At 58.4% G+C, this 15,860-nt stretch carries 16 protein-coding genes; 13 read left to right on the top strand and 3 right to left on the bottom strand.

Annotated features, from left to right (window positions below; genetic code table 11):
• Nucleotides 1-19 precede the first annotated feature (19 nt).
• Nucleotides 20-847 carry a helix-turn-helix domain-containing protein gene (locus AB4O22_RS14985; RefSeq protein WP_460096636.1) on the top strand — a complete coding sequence of 276 codons (828 nt, stop codon included), beginning with the start codon at nt 20-22 and terminating at the stop codon, nt 845-847.
• A gap of 20 nt (nt 848-867) precedes the next feature.
• Here AB4O22_RS14985 and AB4O22_RS14980 read toward each other — a convergent pair whose 3' ends face one another.
• Nucleotides 868-1,113, bottom strand: a complete 246-nt coding sequence (locus AB4O22_RS14980; RefSeq protein ID WP_460096634.1) for a hypothetical protein — start codon at nt 1,111-1,113, stop codon at nt 868-870.
• Here AB4O22_RS14980 and AB4O22_RS14975 point away from each other — a divergent pair.
• From AB4O22_RS14975 to AB4O22_RS14945, 7 genes are all read left to right on the top strand, one after another.
• Nucleotides 1,100-2,611 (top strand): ABC transporter substrate-binding protein, encoded by a 1,512-nt coding sequence (locus AB4O22_RS14975; protein WP_460096633.1) that lies wholly within the window; start codon nt 1,100-1,102, stop codon nt 2,609-2,611. The genes AB4O22_RS14980 and AB4O22_RS14975 overlap by 14 nt on opposite strands.
• 168 nt (nt 2,612-2,779) lie before the next feature.
• Nucleotides 2,780-3,796: an ABC transporter permease gene (locus tag AB4O22_RS14970; protein ID WP_223470499.1), complete on the top strand. Its 1,017-nt coding sequence runs from the start codon at nt 2,780-2,782 to the stop codon at nt 3,794-3,796.
• Complete coding sequence (locus AB4O22_RS14965; protein WP_024616670.1) at nt 3,793-4,677, top strand: ABC transporter permease; 885 nt, start codon at nt 3,793-3,795, stop codon at nt 4,675-4,677. The genes AB4O22_RS14970 and AB4O22_RS14965 overlap by 4 nt, the downstream gene beginning before the upstream one ends.
• Nucleotides 4,677-5,708 (top strand): ABC transporter ATP-binding protein, encoded by a 1,032-nt coding sequence (locus AB4O22_RS14960; protein ID WP_460096629.1) that lies wholly within the window; start codon nt 4,677-4,679, stop codon nt 5,706-5,708. The genes AB4O22_RS14965 and AB4O22_RS14960 overlap by 1 nt, the downstream gene beginning before the upstream one ends.
• Before the next feature lie 24 nt (nt 5,709-5,732).
• Entirely contained in the window at nt 5,733-6,689 is a 957-nt protein-coding gene (locus AB4O22_RS14955; protein WP_460096628.1) for an ABC transporter ATP-binding protein, read from the top strand.
• A gap of 6 nt (nt 6,690-6,695) precedes the next feature.
• Nucleotides 6,696-7,934 carry a serine hydrolase domain-containing protein gene (locus AB4O22_RS14950; RefSeq protein WP_460096627.1) on the top strand — a complete coding sequence of 413 codons (1,239 nt, stop codon included), beginning with the start codon at nt 6,696-6,698 and terminating at the stop codon, nt 7,932-7,934.
• 166 nt (nt 7,935-8,100) lie between these two features.
• Nucleotides 8,101-9,282 (top strand): hypothetical protein, encoded by a 1,182-nt coding sequence (locus AB4O22_RS14945; RefSeq protein ID WP_460096626.1) that lies wholly within the window; start codon nt 8,101-8,103, stop codon nt 9,280-9,282.
• 491 nt (nt 9,283-9,773) lie between these two features.
• Here AB4O22_RS14945 and AB4O22_RS14940 read toward each other — a convergent pair whose 3' ends face one another.
• Together AB4O22_RS14940 and AB4O22_RS14935 are read right to left on the bottom strand one after the other, a co-directional pair.
• Nucleotides 9,774-10,388, bottom strand: coding sequence for a thiamine pyrophosphate-dependent enzyme (locus tag AB4O22_RS14940; protein ID WP_223470491.1), 615 nt, complete (start codon nt 10,386-10,388; stop codon nt 9,774-9,776).
• A 24-nt stretch (nt 10,389-10,412) separates the two neighbouring features.
• Nucleotides 10,413-11,330, bottom strand: a complete 918-nt coding sequence (locus tag AB4O22_RS14935; protein WP_460096624.1) for a LysR family transcriptional regulator — start codon at nt 11,328-11,330, stop codon at nt 10,413-10,415.
• A 125-nt stretch (nt 11,331-11,455) separates the two neighbouring features.
• On the opposite strand from AB4O22_RS14935, the gene AB4O22_RS14930 reads away from it, so the two are divergent.
• From AB4O22_RS14930 to AB4O22_RS14910, 5 genes are all read left to right on the top strand, one after another.
• A complete protein-coding gene (locus AB4O22_RS14930; protein WP_223470488.1) occupies nt 11,456-12,214 on the top strand; it encodes a 5-oxoprolinase subunit PxpA in 759 nt (252 codons plus the stop codon).
• Between the two features lie 93 nt (nt 12,215-12,307).
• On the top strand, nt 12,308-12,553 hold the full coding sequence (locus AB4O22_RS14925) for an acetyl-CoA carboxylase (protein ID WP_223470487.1): 246 nt from the start codon (nt 12,308-12,310) through the stop codon (nt 12,551-12,553).
• Between the two features lie 10 nt (nt 12,554-12,563).
• Nucleotides 12,564-13,937: an acetyl-CoA carboxylase biotin carboxylase subunit gene (locus tag AB4O22_RS14920; RefSeq protein ID WP_223470486.1), complete on the top strand. Its 1,374-nt coding sequence runs from the start codon at nt 12,564-12,566 to the stop codon at nt 13,935-13,937.
• Nucleotides 13,934-14,806 carry a 5-oxoprolinase subunit B family protein gene (locus AB4O22_RS14915; RefSeq protein WP_223470485.1) on the top strand — a complete coding sequence of 291 codons (873 nt, stop codon included), beginning with the start codon at nt 13,934-13,936 and terminating at the stop codon, nt 14,804-14,806. Before AB4O22_RS14920 ends, AB4O22_RS14915 begins: the two co-directional genes overlap by 4 nt.
• On the top strand, nt 14,803-15,777 hold the full coding sequence (locus tag AB4O22_RS14910; protein WP_223470484.1) for a 5-oxoprolinase subunit C family protein: 975 nt from the start codon (nt 14,803-14,805) through the stop codon (nt 15,775-15,777). Before AB4O22_RS14915 ends, AB4O22_RS14910 begins: the two co-directional genes overlap by 4 nt.
• Nucleotides 15,778-15,860: the final 83 nt, after the last annotated feature.

Genomic DNA, 15,860 nt, shown 5'->3' with positions numbered 1-15,860 from the left:
GCGTTAGGAATATTGTTAAATGTTGAGTTCCAATTCACCTCGGTCGGCGCAAGACTTCAGTCAAAACTTGCGCCTTCTCTGCGGGTACTACAAGTCGGTGGCGATGGTCTGCCGCTCCCTCGATATCAATCGCCAGCAGTTCAACAAATACTTGGGGGCGCAGGCGACTCCCTCACTGTTCACCCTTCGCAAGATATGCGCTTTTTTCGGGGTGGATGAGGATGAAATATTCTCCGAGCACGAGTCGTTCCGGGCTTTGCTCAACAGACAGCGCACAGTGCGAGAGCCGGACAGCGCAGTACCAGCCGATTTTTTCCCAAGCTCCGCGCAGGAGCTGTCGAAGTACCAGGGTTACTACTTTGTCTATTTGATGTCGCCTTCCGGATCAGGGGAGGTGATCAAGTCGATTACCCGCTTGACCCGTTCCGGCAACAAAATCCTGAGTAAAACCTACGAGCGAGTGAGGTTGGGTGATGACCAGTTGAAGAGTTTCGGCATCAATAAATATCGTGGGTTCTGCTTTGCCTCATCCGATCTGATTTACATCGTCGAGCACGAATACCTATCGTCTCGGGGCTACATCTGGTCGGCGCTTTACCCCTCCTATCGCAGTCGCTTCCGCTTTCTCAACGGCTTGGTGCTCGGCGTGTCGGGCGACAATTTTCGACGTCCTTTTGGTGCGCAGATTGTGTTTGAGTACCTCGGTGAATCGATCGATCTGCGTAACGCGCTCTCCAGTTGCAGCTGCTTCCCGATTGATGCCCCTGAGATACCCAGCGAGGTGAGGGCGCGGCTGCTGATTCGCCCATCCGAGGGTGAGTTCAACCTCGTTCCGCCGTTGTTCTAACCCCGCTTTAAAAATAGACGCTAGGTGACGCTTTCAAGCGTCATCTGGCGTTTTTTTCTTAGCGCTCGCGAAATTGAGCTGGCGGTGCGGCAGATCAATAATGAGCCACACCGCTCAACAGGCAGTTTCACGAACGGCCAAACACGTCGTTCCAGCTGGATTAACGCCTGCTCGTGCAAGTGACCCGCTGCGCCCATCATAAAAATAAGAGGAACATCGATGAACTTCAAAAGAACCTTGATGGCAGGGTTGATGGCGCTTTCCATTACCGCGCCGTTGACCAGTGGCTTGGTGTGTGCGGCAAACAATACCTTGGTTGTCGCTGATCGAGCCTCTTTCAAGGATTGGGATCCAGCCTCGGCGTTTTCGGAAGAGGTGCGGGTGCTGGGCAATATCTACGAGACGCTTCTGGTCTATAACGCTCCGGGCAGTGCCGAGGAGTTTTCCCCTGGGCTCGCCACGTCCTGGGAAAGCAGCGACAACGGCAAGACCTGGACCTTCAAGCTGCGGCACGGCGTTAAGTTTCATGACGGTTCGGCGTTCAACGCCGCAGCGGTCAAAAAATCCATCGACTACGTCAAAGCGCTAAAACAAGGCGCTGCGTATGTATGGAAAGCGCTGGATGCCATCGAGGTCCTCGCTGACGACACGGTAGTGCTCAAGTTCCAGAATCCCACTCCGGCCAATCTGATCGCGGCAGGTCAATACGCTGCCTATATCATTGCCCCGGCGGCGGTGGATAAGGGGCATGACTGGATGATGGCTCCCAACGCTATCGGTACCGGTCCCTATAAGCTTGGGCAGGTCGAACAGGGCCAGCAAGTGGTGCTCGAACGTTTCGATGGCTACTGGGGAGGCTGGAAAGAAGGGCAATTTGATCGCGTCATCGTGAAGGTCGTGTCCGAAGCCTCCACCCGCACCCAGATGATAAAAAATGGCGAGGCTGGCGTTGCCTGGGATATCCCCCTTGATCAGCTCAAGGTATTGGGAGAGAACCCTTCCATCAAGGTCAGTACCGCGCCTTCGTGGAAGAACTTCCAGTTCTTGATCAATACCCAGAAGTACCCTACGGATAACTTGGCATTTCGTCAGGCGCTGCAATACCTCTGGGACTATGAAGGTGTCACCAACGATATTTTGCACGGCTACGGCAGTGTGTCCAAGGGGCCTTTACCCACCAGTATCTGGGGGCATGCCAGCGTGCCTATGGCTTCCTACGATCTGGATAAAGCCCGCCAATTATTGGAAGCCTCTGGCGTACCCAAGCAGGACTGGAAGGTCTCGATGCAGTACATCGGTGGCATCTATGCAAACGCCGCTGAGCTGTTCCAGGCGACGGCGTCTCAGGTTGGCTTGGAAGTGGAGTTACGCCCCGGCGAGTGGGGTGTGATCTGGGATAAGGCCAAGAAGCTGGACACCGCCCCCAACCTGCAATCCATGGCTTGGTGGCCGACGTATCCGACACCCAGCGATTGGCTTTTCAGTGAGTTCCATACCGAGAAGACAACGCTGTTCAATCTGTCTCATTACAGCAACCCAAGTTTTGATCAGTTGATCGAAGAGGCGGCGGCGCTGGAAGGCAGTGATAGGACAAAATCCTCTGAAAAGTACGTTCAGGCCCAGCAGCTCCTGGCTAAGGATGCTCCTGCGATCTGGTACGCCGACGTGCAGCAGATACGTGTCTCCCGCAAAGACATCAAGGGTATGGAAAAGAGCCTGAACCCTGCTTATGAGGCGATTCTCTATTACAACTTGAATCGCTGAATGCCGAGTTGTTTGCGATGAAGTTGTAGGTGTAGGCCTGATTTACCTTGTAGACCGACAGTCGGTTGATTCGCCCGGTTATTCCTCAAGAGCTAATTTTCTTTTGAGGGCTTTGTGCTGGGCGTAAGAAGTCAGGGCCAAGTTTATTAGCCACAAAAGGTAGTATAAATGGCGAAGTATATAGCCCAGCGATTGATAGTGATGTTCTTCATTCTTCTGGGCGTGTTGACCATCACCTTCGTTCTGAGCCGAGCTCTTCCCGGATCCCCGGTAGAGATGATGCTGGGGAACCACCCCACGGCGGAGCAGATTGCCGCCGCGCGGGAAAAACTGGGGTTGGATAAACCTCTGCCAATCCAATACTTCAATTACATCGGCGATCTTCTCCAGGGTGATTTTGGCACCAGTTTGCGCACCGGGCGACCGGTGGCGGAGGAGGTCATCAGGCGGGTAGGCGCGACGTTTGAACTGACATTCCTTGCGATGTTCTGGGTGGTGCTGCTCGGGGTGCCAATCGGTGTCATCTCGGCGGCGCGGCAGAACTCAGTGGTCGACAATGTGGCACGAGCGGGGTCCATTGCCGGGACGGCATTTCCCGTTTTCATCCTGGCCATGGGCTTGCAGTTGCTGTTCTACGGCAAGCTCAATTGGCTGCCCCTGCAGGGACGTATCGATGCTTCCATTCTGCTCGATAGCCCCTTTGAGCGTGTGACCGGTTTTTACCTGATCGACACGCTGCTGGCCGGCAATTTCGTAGCGCTGTGGAGCGCCATCAAACACCTGACGCTACCTGTGCTCACCTTGGTGGTCGTGACCTTGGCCACTGTCACCCGGATCACCCGCAACATGATGGTCGAGGTGCTCTCCGAAGAGTACATCCGTACGGCCGTTTCCTACGGCGTACCCAAGTGGCGTATCCATTATGCCTACGCCTTGAAGGCGACAATGATCCCGCTCCTGACAGTGGTGGGCCTGACCTTCGGTTACCTGCTCGGCGGTGCAGTCGTTGTCGAGTTCGTTTTCGATTGGCCCGGCCTGGGCGGTTTCGTGGTGTTTTCTATTGCCCAGAATGATTTCCCCGCTGTGATGGGGGCCACCCTGGTGCTGGCCACGACGTATCTGTCGATCAACCTGATTGTTGATCTCTTGTATCACCTTGTTGATCCGAGGTTGCGAGTCCAATGAGTATCCAAGACGTATCCCTGTCCATGCCCTCGCGAGCCCCATCATGGCGTATCAAGGCCCTGGCTTTTGCCTGCGATAACAAGTTGTTTGTATTTGGCGCGCTGTTATTGCTGCTGATCATTCTGGCGGCCATCTTCGCCCCCTGGCTTGCGCCTTATGAACCCAACAAGATTGTCTTTTCCCAAAAATTAATGGCACCCAACTGGGCACACTGGATGGGCACCGACGAGTTTGGTCGCGACATTCTTTCACGGGTGCTGTATGGCGCACGCACCTCGCTGATCATCGGAGTGAGCGTGACGCTGATCGCGATGCTGATCGGGATTCCGATTGGGCTTGTTTCCGGTTACTTCGGTGGTCGAATTGATACGCTGCTGATGCGTGTCTCGGACGTGTTCCTGGCCTTTCCACCGCTGTTGTTGCCGATCGCTATCACCGCTGCGCTGGGGTCGGGATTGGCAAATGCGATGTTAGCGCTCGCGGTCTCCTGGTTCCCTTGGTACGCGAGGATCATGCGCGGTGCGGTAGTACGGGTTCGTTCGGAAACCTATATCCATGCCGCTCGCTCCATGGGGGTCAGTCATTTCCGTATCTTGCTTCGCCATGTCCTGCCCAATGCCACCACGCCTGTGATCGTGCAGGGCTCCATGGACTTTGGTTACACCATTCTCGCCGCTGCCTCGCTGAGCTTTATCGGGCTGGGGGCCAAGCCGCCCATGGTCGAATGGGGGCTAATGGCCGCGGCGTCGCGCTCGCAATTGCTTGAAAATCCCTGGACGGTGCTGTTCCCCGGCGTCGCGATTTTTGTCCTGGTGCTGGCCGTCAACCTGGTGGGCGACGGACTGCGCGATGTGCTCGATCCAAAGAAGGGGACGCGCTGATGATCAACGAATCCTTGCAACCGTCTACTCCCGAACATCTCGCCGCTTCGAATAAGGACGCTGCTCAAGAGTTGGTGCTGGAAGTGGAAGGGCTGACGGTGTCCTTCCCTGGTTTGTTCAAGACCGTAAAGGCTGTACGCGGCATCGACCTCAAGGTCAGGCGCGGCGAGATCCTTGGATTGGTCGGGGAGTCGGGCTCGGGCAAGTCCATGACGGCCATGTCCTGCCTTGGATTGATGCCTGACGCCGCTCGGCTGGGCGGCAGTGTCAAGGTTGCCGGACAGCAGGTCAACGGTGCGTCGGTATCGCAGCTGGCGGATTTGCGCGGCGGTGGCGCGGCGATGATCTTCCAGAATCCGATGAAGGCGCTCAACCCGTTCTTCACCATCGGGCGGCAGATGTTCGATGTCATCGGCTGCCATCGGCAACTGAGTAAGGCACAAATCCGCGCCGAGGCGCTGAGCTCGCTGGAAGCGGTGAGCATGCCCGACCCCCCTCTGGCGCTAGCCAAGTACCCGCACCAGATGTCTGGCGGTCAGTTGCAGCGAGTGGTGATTGCCATGGCGCTGGCCTGTCGGCCGAAACTGCTGATCGCCGATGAGCCGACCACGGCGCTGGACGTCACCGTGCAGGCGCAGATCATCGCTCTGCTGCGCAAGCTGGCACGGGAGCAGGACCTGGCGATTCTGTTTATCACCCACAACCTGGGGGTAGTGGCTTCGCTCTGTGACCGGGTGGCGGTGATGTATGCCGGCGAAGTGGTGGAGAGCGGTCCGGTGGGCCAGGTGTTCAAGCGACCTGCGCACCCTTACACCCTGAAATTGATGGGCACCGTGCCAAAGTTGGGGCAGGGGGCTCAGCCCCTGGGCTTCATCCCTGGGCAGGTACCGAATATGGCGGCTCCCCCGCCTGGCTGTGCCTTTAACCCGCGTTGTGAACGCGCCACCGGGCGATGCGCCCAGGCTGCGCCGAGGGTGGAGATCGGCGAGGAACACTGGGCGGCTTGCCACAACACGTTGGTCAAGGTGTGAGGCTTCTTTGAAAGGTAAACGGCTATGAATAACAACAAACAGCCCGCACTGCTGAGTGTCACTCAGTTGCACAAGACCTACGCCAGCCGCGACGGCCTGGTGACCGCCATCGACCACATCAACCTGGAGATGCAGGCCGGTGAGACGGTCGCACTGGTGGGGGAGTCCGGTTGTGGCAAAAGTACGGTTGCCGCGACCTTGCTCGGTCTGCTGCCAGCCGACAGTGGGCAAATTCTGGTCGAAGGTCTGCCGCTGCCTACTGATGCCAGGGCGCGGGGCAGGAGCTTGAGCATGGTGTTCCAGAATCCCTACGCCTCGCTGAATCCAAAAATGACCATCAAGGCGATTGTTGCCGAGCCGCTGAAGGTTGCCTTTGGTTTGCGCGGTAGCGCCTTGCGCGCGCGCATCCTCGCGCTGCTGGGAAATGTAGGGATGGGCGAGGAGCACATGGAGCGCTATCCCCATGAATTCTCCGGTGGCCAGTTGCAGCGTATCGCTATCGCCCGGGCTCTGGCGCTGGAGTCAAAACTGCTGATCCTCGATGAGCCTACGGCGGCGCTCGACGTGTCGGTCCAGGCCCAGGTGCTGCAACTGCTCAAGACGCTGCAGACCGACAATGGCCTGAGCTACCTGTTTATCAGCCACGACCTTGCGACGGTCGAGTATCTGGCGCAGCAGGTGCTGGTGATGTACTTGGGGCGCATCGTCGAGGCCGGGCCGGTGGAGCAGGTGTTCGGCCGACCACGTCATCCCTACACGCGTGCGCTGCTCAATTCAGTGCCCTCCATCGACCCTGATCGTCGTGATCAGTTGCAAATCCTCAGCGGCGAGATCCCCAGCCCCTTGAACCGGCCTACCGGGTGCCATTTCGCGCCTCGTTGCCCGAGAGCCAGCGAGCGTTGTCGCCGAGAGGTGCCAACCGAGACCCAGGACCACAGCCACCGCTTTTCTTGCCACCACCCTCTGAACGATGAGAGCTGAACCCCTATGTACAATAAAAACGACATGACCGCTCCAGGCATTGGTTATCAGGACCTAGAGCTGATGCAGGGCTATCCGCCGACCCGGGAAAAGCAAGTTCGTCAGCATAACTGGGACAGTCCGCCCTATAACCGCTGGTCATTCCAGCACATGAGCCAGCTGTTTCCGGTGGCTGCTATTCATCGTGGTCCCGGGCCGGTCAGCGAACTCAAGCGCAACGAGCGTTTACTGGACGACGTACATTTCCAGCGGATCGACGGCAGGCAAACCGATCTGGCGACCTTCCTGACCGATAGCTACACCGATGGTTTCTTGGTGCTTCATCAGGGCAAGGTGGTTTCCGAGCAGTATTTCAACGGTATGCAGCCGCACACGTTGCATCTGCTGCAATCGGTATCCAAGACCATCGTCGGCAGCCTGGTCGGCAGGTTGATAGGCCAGGGCAGAATCGATCCCCAAGCACATGTCAGCCACTATGTGCCCGAGCTTTCGGCAAGCGGCTATGGCGATGCCCGGGTACAGGATCTGCTGGATATGCGCACGGGCGTCAGATTCAGGGAGGATTACACCGATCCGGATGCTGAATTCATCCAGTTGGATATCGCCTCGGGTTGGCGTGAACGGGGAGAGCGCGAGTCTCCTGACAGCATTTACGGTTTATTGAAATCGCTGAGTAAAGACCGTGAGCATGGTCAGTTCTTTGAGTATCGCTCGGTGGATACCGACATGTTGGCCTGGGTCTGTGAGCGGGCCTGTGGCGAGCGGCTCCCCGTTTTATTGAGTCGGGAGATCTGGTCAAGACTGGGGGCAGAGCAAGACGCGAATATCACCCTCGATTGTGTTGGAACTGCATTGGCCGATGGCGGGATGAGCGCCACGCTGCGTGATCTTGGGCGTTTTGCCCAGATGTATTTGCAGGGTGGACATTTCAATAGCCAGCAGATCGTCCCAGAAACGTTTGTGCGTGCATGCGGACGTGGTTCCACACCCGCTTTCGAAGTCCTCTACGGCTACTACACCAAGAACTTTCCAACTGCGGCTTACAGCAATCAGTGCTGGGTATTGGACAGTGAACAGGGTACCTACTCGGCGCGCGGAGTATTTGGTCAGAGTATCTATTGGGATCCGGCTGCTGAAGTGGCGATCGTAAAACTTTCCAGTTGGCCGGACTTTATCAATCCGGAGTGGACGTTGGATACCTTCCGCGCTTGTGCCGCTGTGGTTGAAGAACTGCAACGCCACTGACGCCGAAATTTAAACAACTGCGGCTTCTCAAACACCGTTTAGCCCGCTAGCACCTGGACGCTGTTCCAGCTTCAGTCTCGGCGGGCCATACCTATTTCATCCAGACCGCGCTTTGCCGTGGCCGGGATGGTTGTTGCCAAAAATAAAACTTAAAGACGGAGCGACCATGAAATTGAACACCACTCGGGCCTTGCGCTCATTAATTCCGCTGGCGCTGTCGGGCGCACTTTCCATCCACGCGCAGGCGGTCCAGGTCACCGACAATCTCGATCTCGGCGGCGCCGTCCGGGCGCGTTGGGACTATGACCCGGATCGCGATATCCAGAAGTTCAACTTCGATACCGTGATCCTCTCCGCCAAGTACAACTCCGACACTTGGATCGGCCAGGCCAAGTACCGTTTCTACGGCCGAGCCTACCCTTACCAGTACACAGAAAATGTGGGAGACGTGCAGTTCGCCGAATTGGCGTGGATCGGCTACAAGTTCAACCCTGACCAGCAAATCCAGGTCGGCCTGAACCAAGTACCGTTCGGTTTGCAGCCGTACTTCGGCAGCACGTTTTATCAAACCCTGGGCAACGTCGTGGGACTGGAAGACCTGGAAGAACTTGGCGCCAAGTACATCCAGCAAAGCGGCGACTGGAATATCCAGGCCGGTTACTACGTTCGCCCGGCCTCGCAGGGCAAAGGCACCAGCAAGGGCGAAACCTACTCCAGCGTTGTCTCCGAAGCGGACAGCTATGTCATCGACGGCAGCAACAACCAGGAACGCAACACCGTGGTACTGCGGGTGGCCAAGGCGATGGACGTGGGGCCGTGGAAGTCCGAAGTCGGGATTTCTGGCCTGACCTCGTCCCTGGAGAATCGCGACACCAACAACGACGGCCGGCGCAATGCCGTGGCGGTGCACTACATCGGTAAAAACGGGCCATGGGGCGTGCAACTGCAAGCTGCGCGACAGCAGATGTCCCCGCGCAACCCCGGCACTGATGAGCTGGTGACTTTCGGCGGTTACGACGCCACTTACAACGTCGCCAGTCGCGGCAACTTGTACGTGGCGGATGTGAGCTACGACGTTGGCGGCAAGTACCTGTTCGATCAGATCAGCGGTGTGCAGCTGTACGCCAACTACAGCGCCTTCGATAAATCCGCAGACGATTTCAAGACCTCGCAACGGATGATTTTCGGCACCTCGTTCTCCCTCAGCAAACTGTGGATCGCCACGGAATGGTTGTACGGCAAGAATGATCCGGTCATCGGTGGCAGCAGCCTCACCCAGAGTCTGGGGGCAGGGGGTAGTGATCAGTGGGAAAACCAGCTGTATATGAATATCGGCTATTACTTCTGATTTGGATTTTTTGGCAACAGCCCTGACTCTTGTTCGAGAGCATGCTCGTCCCCATAGGTTCAGCGCATAAACTGCGGGGGCGAGCCCGCTCGCGAACATCCAAAACAACATTTGCATCAGCCTCATGGCACGATTGGCTAAAGAGAAAGGATGATGGGTGACATAGACGCACTGAAACATTTTACGGATGTTCGCGTAGACCCAATGGCGGGCTGGGAATCATACCTCTGGCCCTTGATGCCCTTCAAAAACAAGTCCAGAGTCAAGTCTTTTCCCACTCCTAACATAGCGCTGCATAGTTCAACTGAATCATGCAGCGAACAAAAAAAGGACCTCCGGGTTCTTTTTTCGTTTCCGGCGGAAAGCACCGAAACTCGGCGCTATTCGGTGCGTTCAGGTCCAGGATCGAGTCCAGGATGCTGATGTGCACTGCATCGGCTTGTTGCTGGAGCAGTTTGCGTAGCGAGATGAGTATCTAGGCCTAACTCTGTTCAGGAACTTGCGATTGCACGCTCAGAAATGACAGTCCGGCATACCCGAATAAGTCCGTACAGGCAGGGCAGGGACAAGGTGCGCCTATTCCTTCGGGGCATGATCGGTAGTTCAATGAGATTCGGGCAGCCTGAGCGAATACCTTCTTCGACAGCTCCCGCAATATCGCCGGCGCGCTCGATCCTGCGGGAAGGGACCCCCAGGGAGGAGGCGAGGGCCAGGAAATCGATCGCCGGGTCGCAAAGGTCCATGCCGATGAACTGGTCAGTGCTTGCACTTAGATAGTGCGCCTGGCTATGAGCGTAGTTCTTCAAAATGTTGTATTCGCCATTGTTCATGACAACGAACGTGACCGGCAACCGTTCATGCGCCGCCGTCCAGAGTGCTTGCGGTGAGTACATTGCCGAACCATCACCGACCAGACAGACTACCGGGCTGCGGTCCAGGCCAAGCGACGTACCGACAGCTGCCGGCATGACCCAGCCCAGAATGGCGCTGCGGGTAAAAAGATACTGGCGGGCCGAATGGGAATCCAGGCAGGCACGGACATGAGGAATCGTGGCGGGAGCTTCGTCGACGATCCATGGCCTAAAGCTCTCATCGTAAATCAACAAAAGGACGGCATGGTTTTGCTATTTTCATCGTCGCGCAGACAGCTGCTGCGGCGCCAGAAATGCATCGTGGAAATAGTTACGAAACGCCTGCATCGCCGGGCTGAATTCGCGCTCGCGATGCCACGCCAGTCCGACACTCATCGGCGTCACCTTGTCGGTGACTGTCAGGGTTTCGATGCGCTTTCCTTCCAGTGACCAGGGGCGGTGCACCAAGTCCGAGAGGATTGCCACGCCGCTACCATTGGCGACCATGCTGCGCACCGCTTCGACTGAACTGGTACGCACCCGCACGTTTGGCTGCTGTCGCGCGTGTTCCCAGTAGCGCATGGCACTTTGTTCAGCTTCGTCGACGGTCAGCAGAATGTAAGGTTCCTTCGCAACGTCGGCGAGGCTGACTGCCGAACGCTCGCACAGGGGGTGGTGGCTGGGCAGCCATAACCGGCGCTCGGAGTTGAAGAGAATCTCCGAGCCGATGTCCGGGTGGGTGAGGTTCGCGGTAAGCACCACTGCCATGTCGAATCGACCTTCCAGTAGACCTTGCTCGATGGCTGTCCGTTCTTGTTCGTGGACTTCGATGGCCACGTCCGGATGCCAGTGTTCTAGCCGTTGCAGATGGTGCGGCAGGAAGTAACCGATCACCGTGTAGCTCGCCGCCAGGCGTAATACACCACTGGCGCGGATGTCCGGCAGCGGGCTGTTCAACGCGTCATCGACGCTGCGCAGAATCACGTAGGCCCGATTCAAAAAGTGCCGCCCGGCGTCGGTCAGGCTCATGCCCTGGGCCGAGCGCTGGAACAACAGCGTGCAGAGGATGCTTTCCAGTTCCTTGATCGCCGTGGTCACCGCCGACTGGGAAATATTCAAATGAATCGCGGCTTGAGAGATTTGCCCGATCTCGGCGGTGGCGACGAAATAACGGATTTGGCGCAGGGTTAGGGACATGAGTACTCCGGGTGACGAGGTATCTGTTTTTCAGAAGATACCCAATCTGATAATAGATCTTCCCAAGGGGTTAACAGGAATCTAACTTGGCCTGCATGAAGTCACAAGCGTCGGGAGCAAGCGTCATGCAGGCAGTAGATTTCAACTCGGACATGGGCGAAGGCTTTGGCCCCTGGACCATCGGCGATGGCGTCGACAATGAGCTGATGGGGTTTATCAGTTCGGCCAACATCGCTACCGGTTTTCATGCCGGCGACCCCAGCACTATGCGTCGCACCGTCGAGCAGGCCAAGCGCCTGGGCGTGGCCATCGGCGCGCATCCGGGGTTTCGCGACCTGGTTGGTTTTGGCCGTCGACACATCAATGCGTCGCCCCAGGAGTTGGTCGACGACATGCTCTATCAATTGGGCGCCTTGCGTGAACTTGCCCGGATTCAAGGTGTGGCCCTGCAACACATCAAACCCCACGGCGCCCTCTACATGCACCTGGCCCGAGACGAAGAGGCCGCCCGTTTGCTGGTGGAGAGTCTCCAACGTCTGGAACCGGAGTTGCTGCTTTATTGCATGCCCGATTCGGTGATCTGGCGGGTCGCCACGGAACTCGGCCAACCGGTGATCCGCGAGTTCTACGCCGACCGCGAATACGACCTCAGCGGCTCCATCGTTTTCACCCGCAACGTGCGGGCTTACGACCCGGCCCACGTCGCCGGGCGAGTGCTGCGTGCTTGCCAACAAGGCGTGGTGCGCACCGTCGAGGGCGAAGACCTGGCGATTGAATTCGATTCCATCTGTTTGCACAGCGACACGCCGGGCGCCCTGGCGTTGGTCGAAGCCACGCGTCATGCACTTGATGGCGCGGGCATAGAGGTCCGAGCACCACGCTGAGACCGAATGAAAATACCTGGCACACAGACGCCAGGGTTTGCCCACCGATTCACTTTTGCCTGCCTTTCTACAACTATTCCAAGAGGAACAGACATGGCTGAACACACTGTAATCACCCCGTTGCCGGGGACCTTCTACCGCAAAGCTACCCCGGAATCGGCGAACTTCGTCGAGGTCGGCGCGCAGGTCAGCGCCGACACGGTGATTGGCTTGATTGAGGTCATGAAGCAGTTCTCCGAACTGACCGCCGGGACGGCCGGTCGCCTCAGTGCCTTTTTGGTAAAAGACGGTGATCCGGTGGAGCCGGGTCAAGTCGTCGCAACGCTCGACGACGAGTGAGGGCACGATCATGACCCGCGCCATTCATAAATTGTTGATCGCCAACCGTGGCGAGATCGCCGTGCGGATTATCCGCGCAGCCAAGGAACTGGGCATTCCCACCGTCGCCGCGTGCAGCGAAGCGGACGTCGATTCCCAGGCCGCGCGCATGGCCGATGAGGTGCACATTCTTGGCCCGGCCCGTGCCGACAAAAGTTATCTGAACGTTGAGGCCTTGCTCGGCGCCTTAAAAGCCACGGGCGCCAACGCAGTGCATCCCGGTTACGGCTTTCTGTCGGAGAACGCCGATTTCGCCGAAGCGGTGATGGCTGCCGGTGCCATTTTCGTCGGCCCGAGCGCGGAGACGATCCGCCGCATGGGTGATAAAGCCGAGGCACGACGCACGGCGCAAGCCGCTGGCGTGCCGGTGGTGCCGGGTTCGCCGGGTGAACTGTTTGACGTTGAGTCGGCGCTCAAGGCTGCCGAATCCGTTGGCTTCCCATTATTGATTAAAGCTTCGGCCGGTGGCGGCGGGCGCGGTATTCGGCTGGCGGAAAACGCCGAGCAACTGAGCGAAGAGTTCCCCCGTTCCCAGCGCGAAGCCCAAGCGGCGTTTGGCAATGGCGCAGTGTACCTGGAGCGGTTTATCAGCCGGGCCCGGCATATTGAAGTGCAGGTGCTAGGCGACGGTCAGCACGCCGTGCATTTGTTTGAGCGCGAATGTTCGCTGCAACGGCGCCGGCAGAAAATCTTCGAAGAAGCACCATCGCCAGTCCTCAGCCAGCAGCAACGGGAAACGCTGTGCACCAGCGCCGTGCGCCTGACCGAATCCCTGGGCTACAAGGGCGCCGGCACTCTGGAGTACCTGTATGAAGATGCTACCGGTGAGTTCTTCTTTATCGAGATGAACACGCGGATTCAGGTGGAGCACCCGGTCAGCGAACTGATCACGGGCATCGACCTGGTCCAGGCCATGTTGCGCATCGCTGGCGGCGAGCCACTGGGTTTCAAGCAGAGCGACATCCGACTCAATGGCGCCGCCCTGCAAATGCGCCTGAACGCTGAAGACCCGGCGCGGGATTTCTTCCCGAGTCCAGGCCAGGTCGAGGAACTGATCTGGCCGAATGGCGAGGGCATTCGCGTCGATACGCATCTGTATCACGGCTACCGCGTGCCGCCGTACTATGACTCGCTGCTGGCCAAACTGATTGTTCACGGTGCGGATCGCGCCGAAGCCCTGGCCCGAGCACGAATGGCGGTGGCGCAGACCACGCTCGCCGGCATGGCTAACACCTTGGCATTGCACGGTGAATTGTTGGAGCAACCCTGGCTGCACAGCGCCGACTTTCACACCGGTACCCTGGAAACCTGGCTGGCCGAGAGCCGTAGCGGAGGTGAAGCATGAGTACTCCCATCCGGTACAGTTTTGGCGCCGATGAGCATTTGTTTGCTGAAGTCAGCGACAGCATGTCCCTGGACGCGTTCTTCAAAGGCCTGGCCGTCACCCGCGCGGTGGAACGGCTGGCGCTGGATGGCGTGCTCGATATCTGCCTGGCGAATGCGTCATTCCAGATTCGTTTCGACCCGGATCGCATTGCCCCTCACGCCTTGCTCGAAGCGGTAAAAATCGCCGAGGCCGGGGCCGTCGCCGAGCGCACGTTGTACACGCGGATCATCGAGATTCCCGTGCTCTACAACGACCCCTGGACCCACGAAACCCTGACGCGTTTTCGCGACCGTCATCAAGACCCGAGCGCCACGGACCTGGAATACGCCGCACGAATCAACGGCCTGGCCGACGTCGATGCATTCATCGCGGCCCACAGTGGCGCGCCGTGGTTTGTCTCGATGGTCGGCTTCGTTGCCGGGTTGCCATTCATGTTCCAGATGGTCGAGCGCGAGCGTCAGTTGCAGGTGCCCAAGTACCTGCGCCCCCGCACTGACACGCCGAAATTGACCCTCGGTCACGGCGGTTGTTTTGGCTGCATCTACTCGGTGCGCGGCGCCGGCGGCTATCAGATGTTTGGCGTCACGCCCGCGCCGATCTATGACCCGCAACAGAACCTCGCGTACCTGAAAGAACACATGGTGTTTTTCCGTCCAGGCGACATCGTGCAGTTCAAACCGATGGACCGTGAAGCCTACGACCACGCGTTGGCCGAAGTGGAAGCCGGTTGCTTTGATCTGCGGATTCGGCCGGTGGAGTTTTCGCTGGACGCGTTCCTTGCCGACCCAGTTGGCTATCCCAAGTCGTTGCTGGAGGTGTTGGCATGATCAAGGTCCTCAAACCCGGCCTCGCCACTTCGGTACAGGACCTGGGCCGCGAAGGGTATTACCACTTGGGCATTCCGCCGTCCGGCGCGCTTGATCAATACGCCTTGAGCACGGCCAATCAATTGGTCGGCAACCCGGCAGGTTTGGCGGCGCTGGAATGCACGCTGCTCGGGCCTGAGTTGGAGTTTCAGCAGGATGCTTTGGTGGCGGTCAGCGGCGCGCACATGACGCCACGGGTAGATGGCGTGGAAATGCACCATGACACCGCGTTCACCGTTAAGGCCGGGCAAGTGCTGCGATTTGACTTTCCCAAGGCTGGTGCCCGCGCTTATGTGGCGGTGGCCGGCGGCATTGATGTGCCGTTGGTGCTCGGCAGTCGCTCCACCTATGCACTGGGCGCACTCGGCGGTTTTCAGGGGCGACGCCTGATTGCAGGTGACGAATTGCCGGTGGGCATCGCCAGTGGCAAGAGCCGCGCCGGGGCCAGTTTGCCCATGGCGTTACGGCAATCATTGGGTGGCGAAATCACCCTGCGGGTGGTGCCCGGTTTGTACTACCACCGCTTGACCGAATCGGCGGGGAAGAGCTTTTTCGCCGAGCCATGGACGGTCGGTTCGGAAGCCGATCGCATCGGCTATCGCTTCAAGGGCGGCAGCGCGCTGAGCTTTGAGCCTCGGGAGCAGCCGTTCGGCGCCGGTTCCGATCCGTCGAACATCGTCGACAGTTGCTACCCGATCGGCTCGATCCAGGTGCCCGCCGGGCTCGAACCCATCGTGCTGCACCGTGATGCGGTGTCCGGTGGCGGCTACGCGATGATTGGCACGGTGATCAGCGCCGACCTCGACTTGATCGGCCAGATGCAACCCAACCAGAAGGCCCGCTTTGTCGCGGTAACCCTCGAAGAGGCGCTGGAAGCGCGACGTTCCTATAAGAAAAAACTCAGCTGCCTGAGCAAGCTGTTCCCTTCCTGATTCTGCCCGCCGTCCAGCGCGGGCCATGCCAAACGGTACGCCAACGCTGCACTTCGGTGCGGTGACGGCTGCCCGCGCTTCAA

The sequence above is a fragment of the Pseudomonas sp. S3_B11 genome (genome assembly GCF_054667715.1).
Note: the sequence above shows the minus strand (reverse complement) of the source record. Positions and strands in the feature narration are given on the sequence as shown.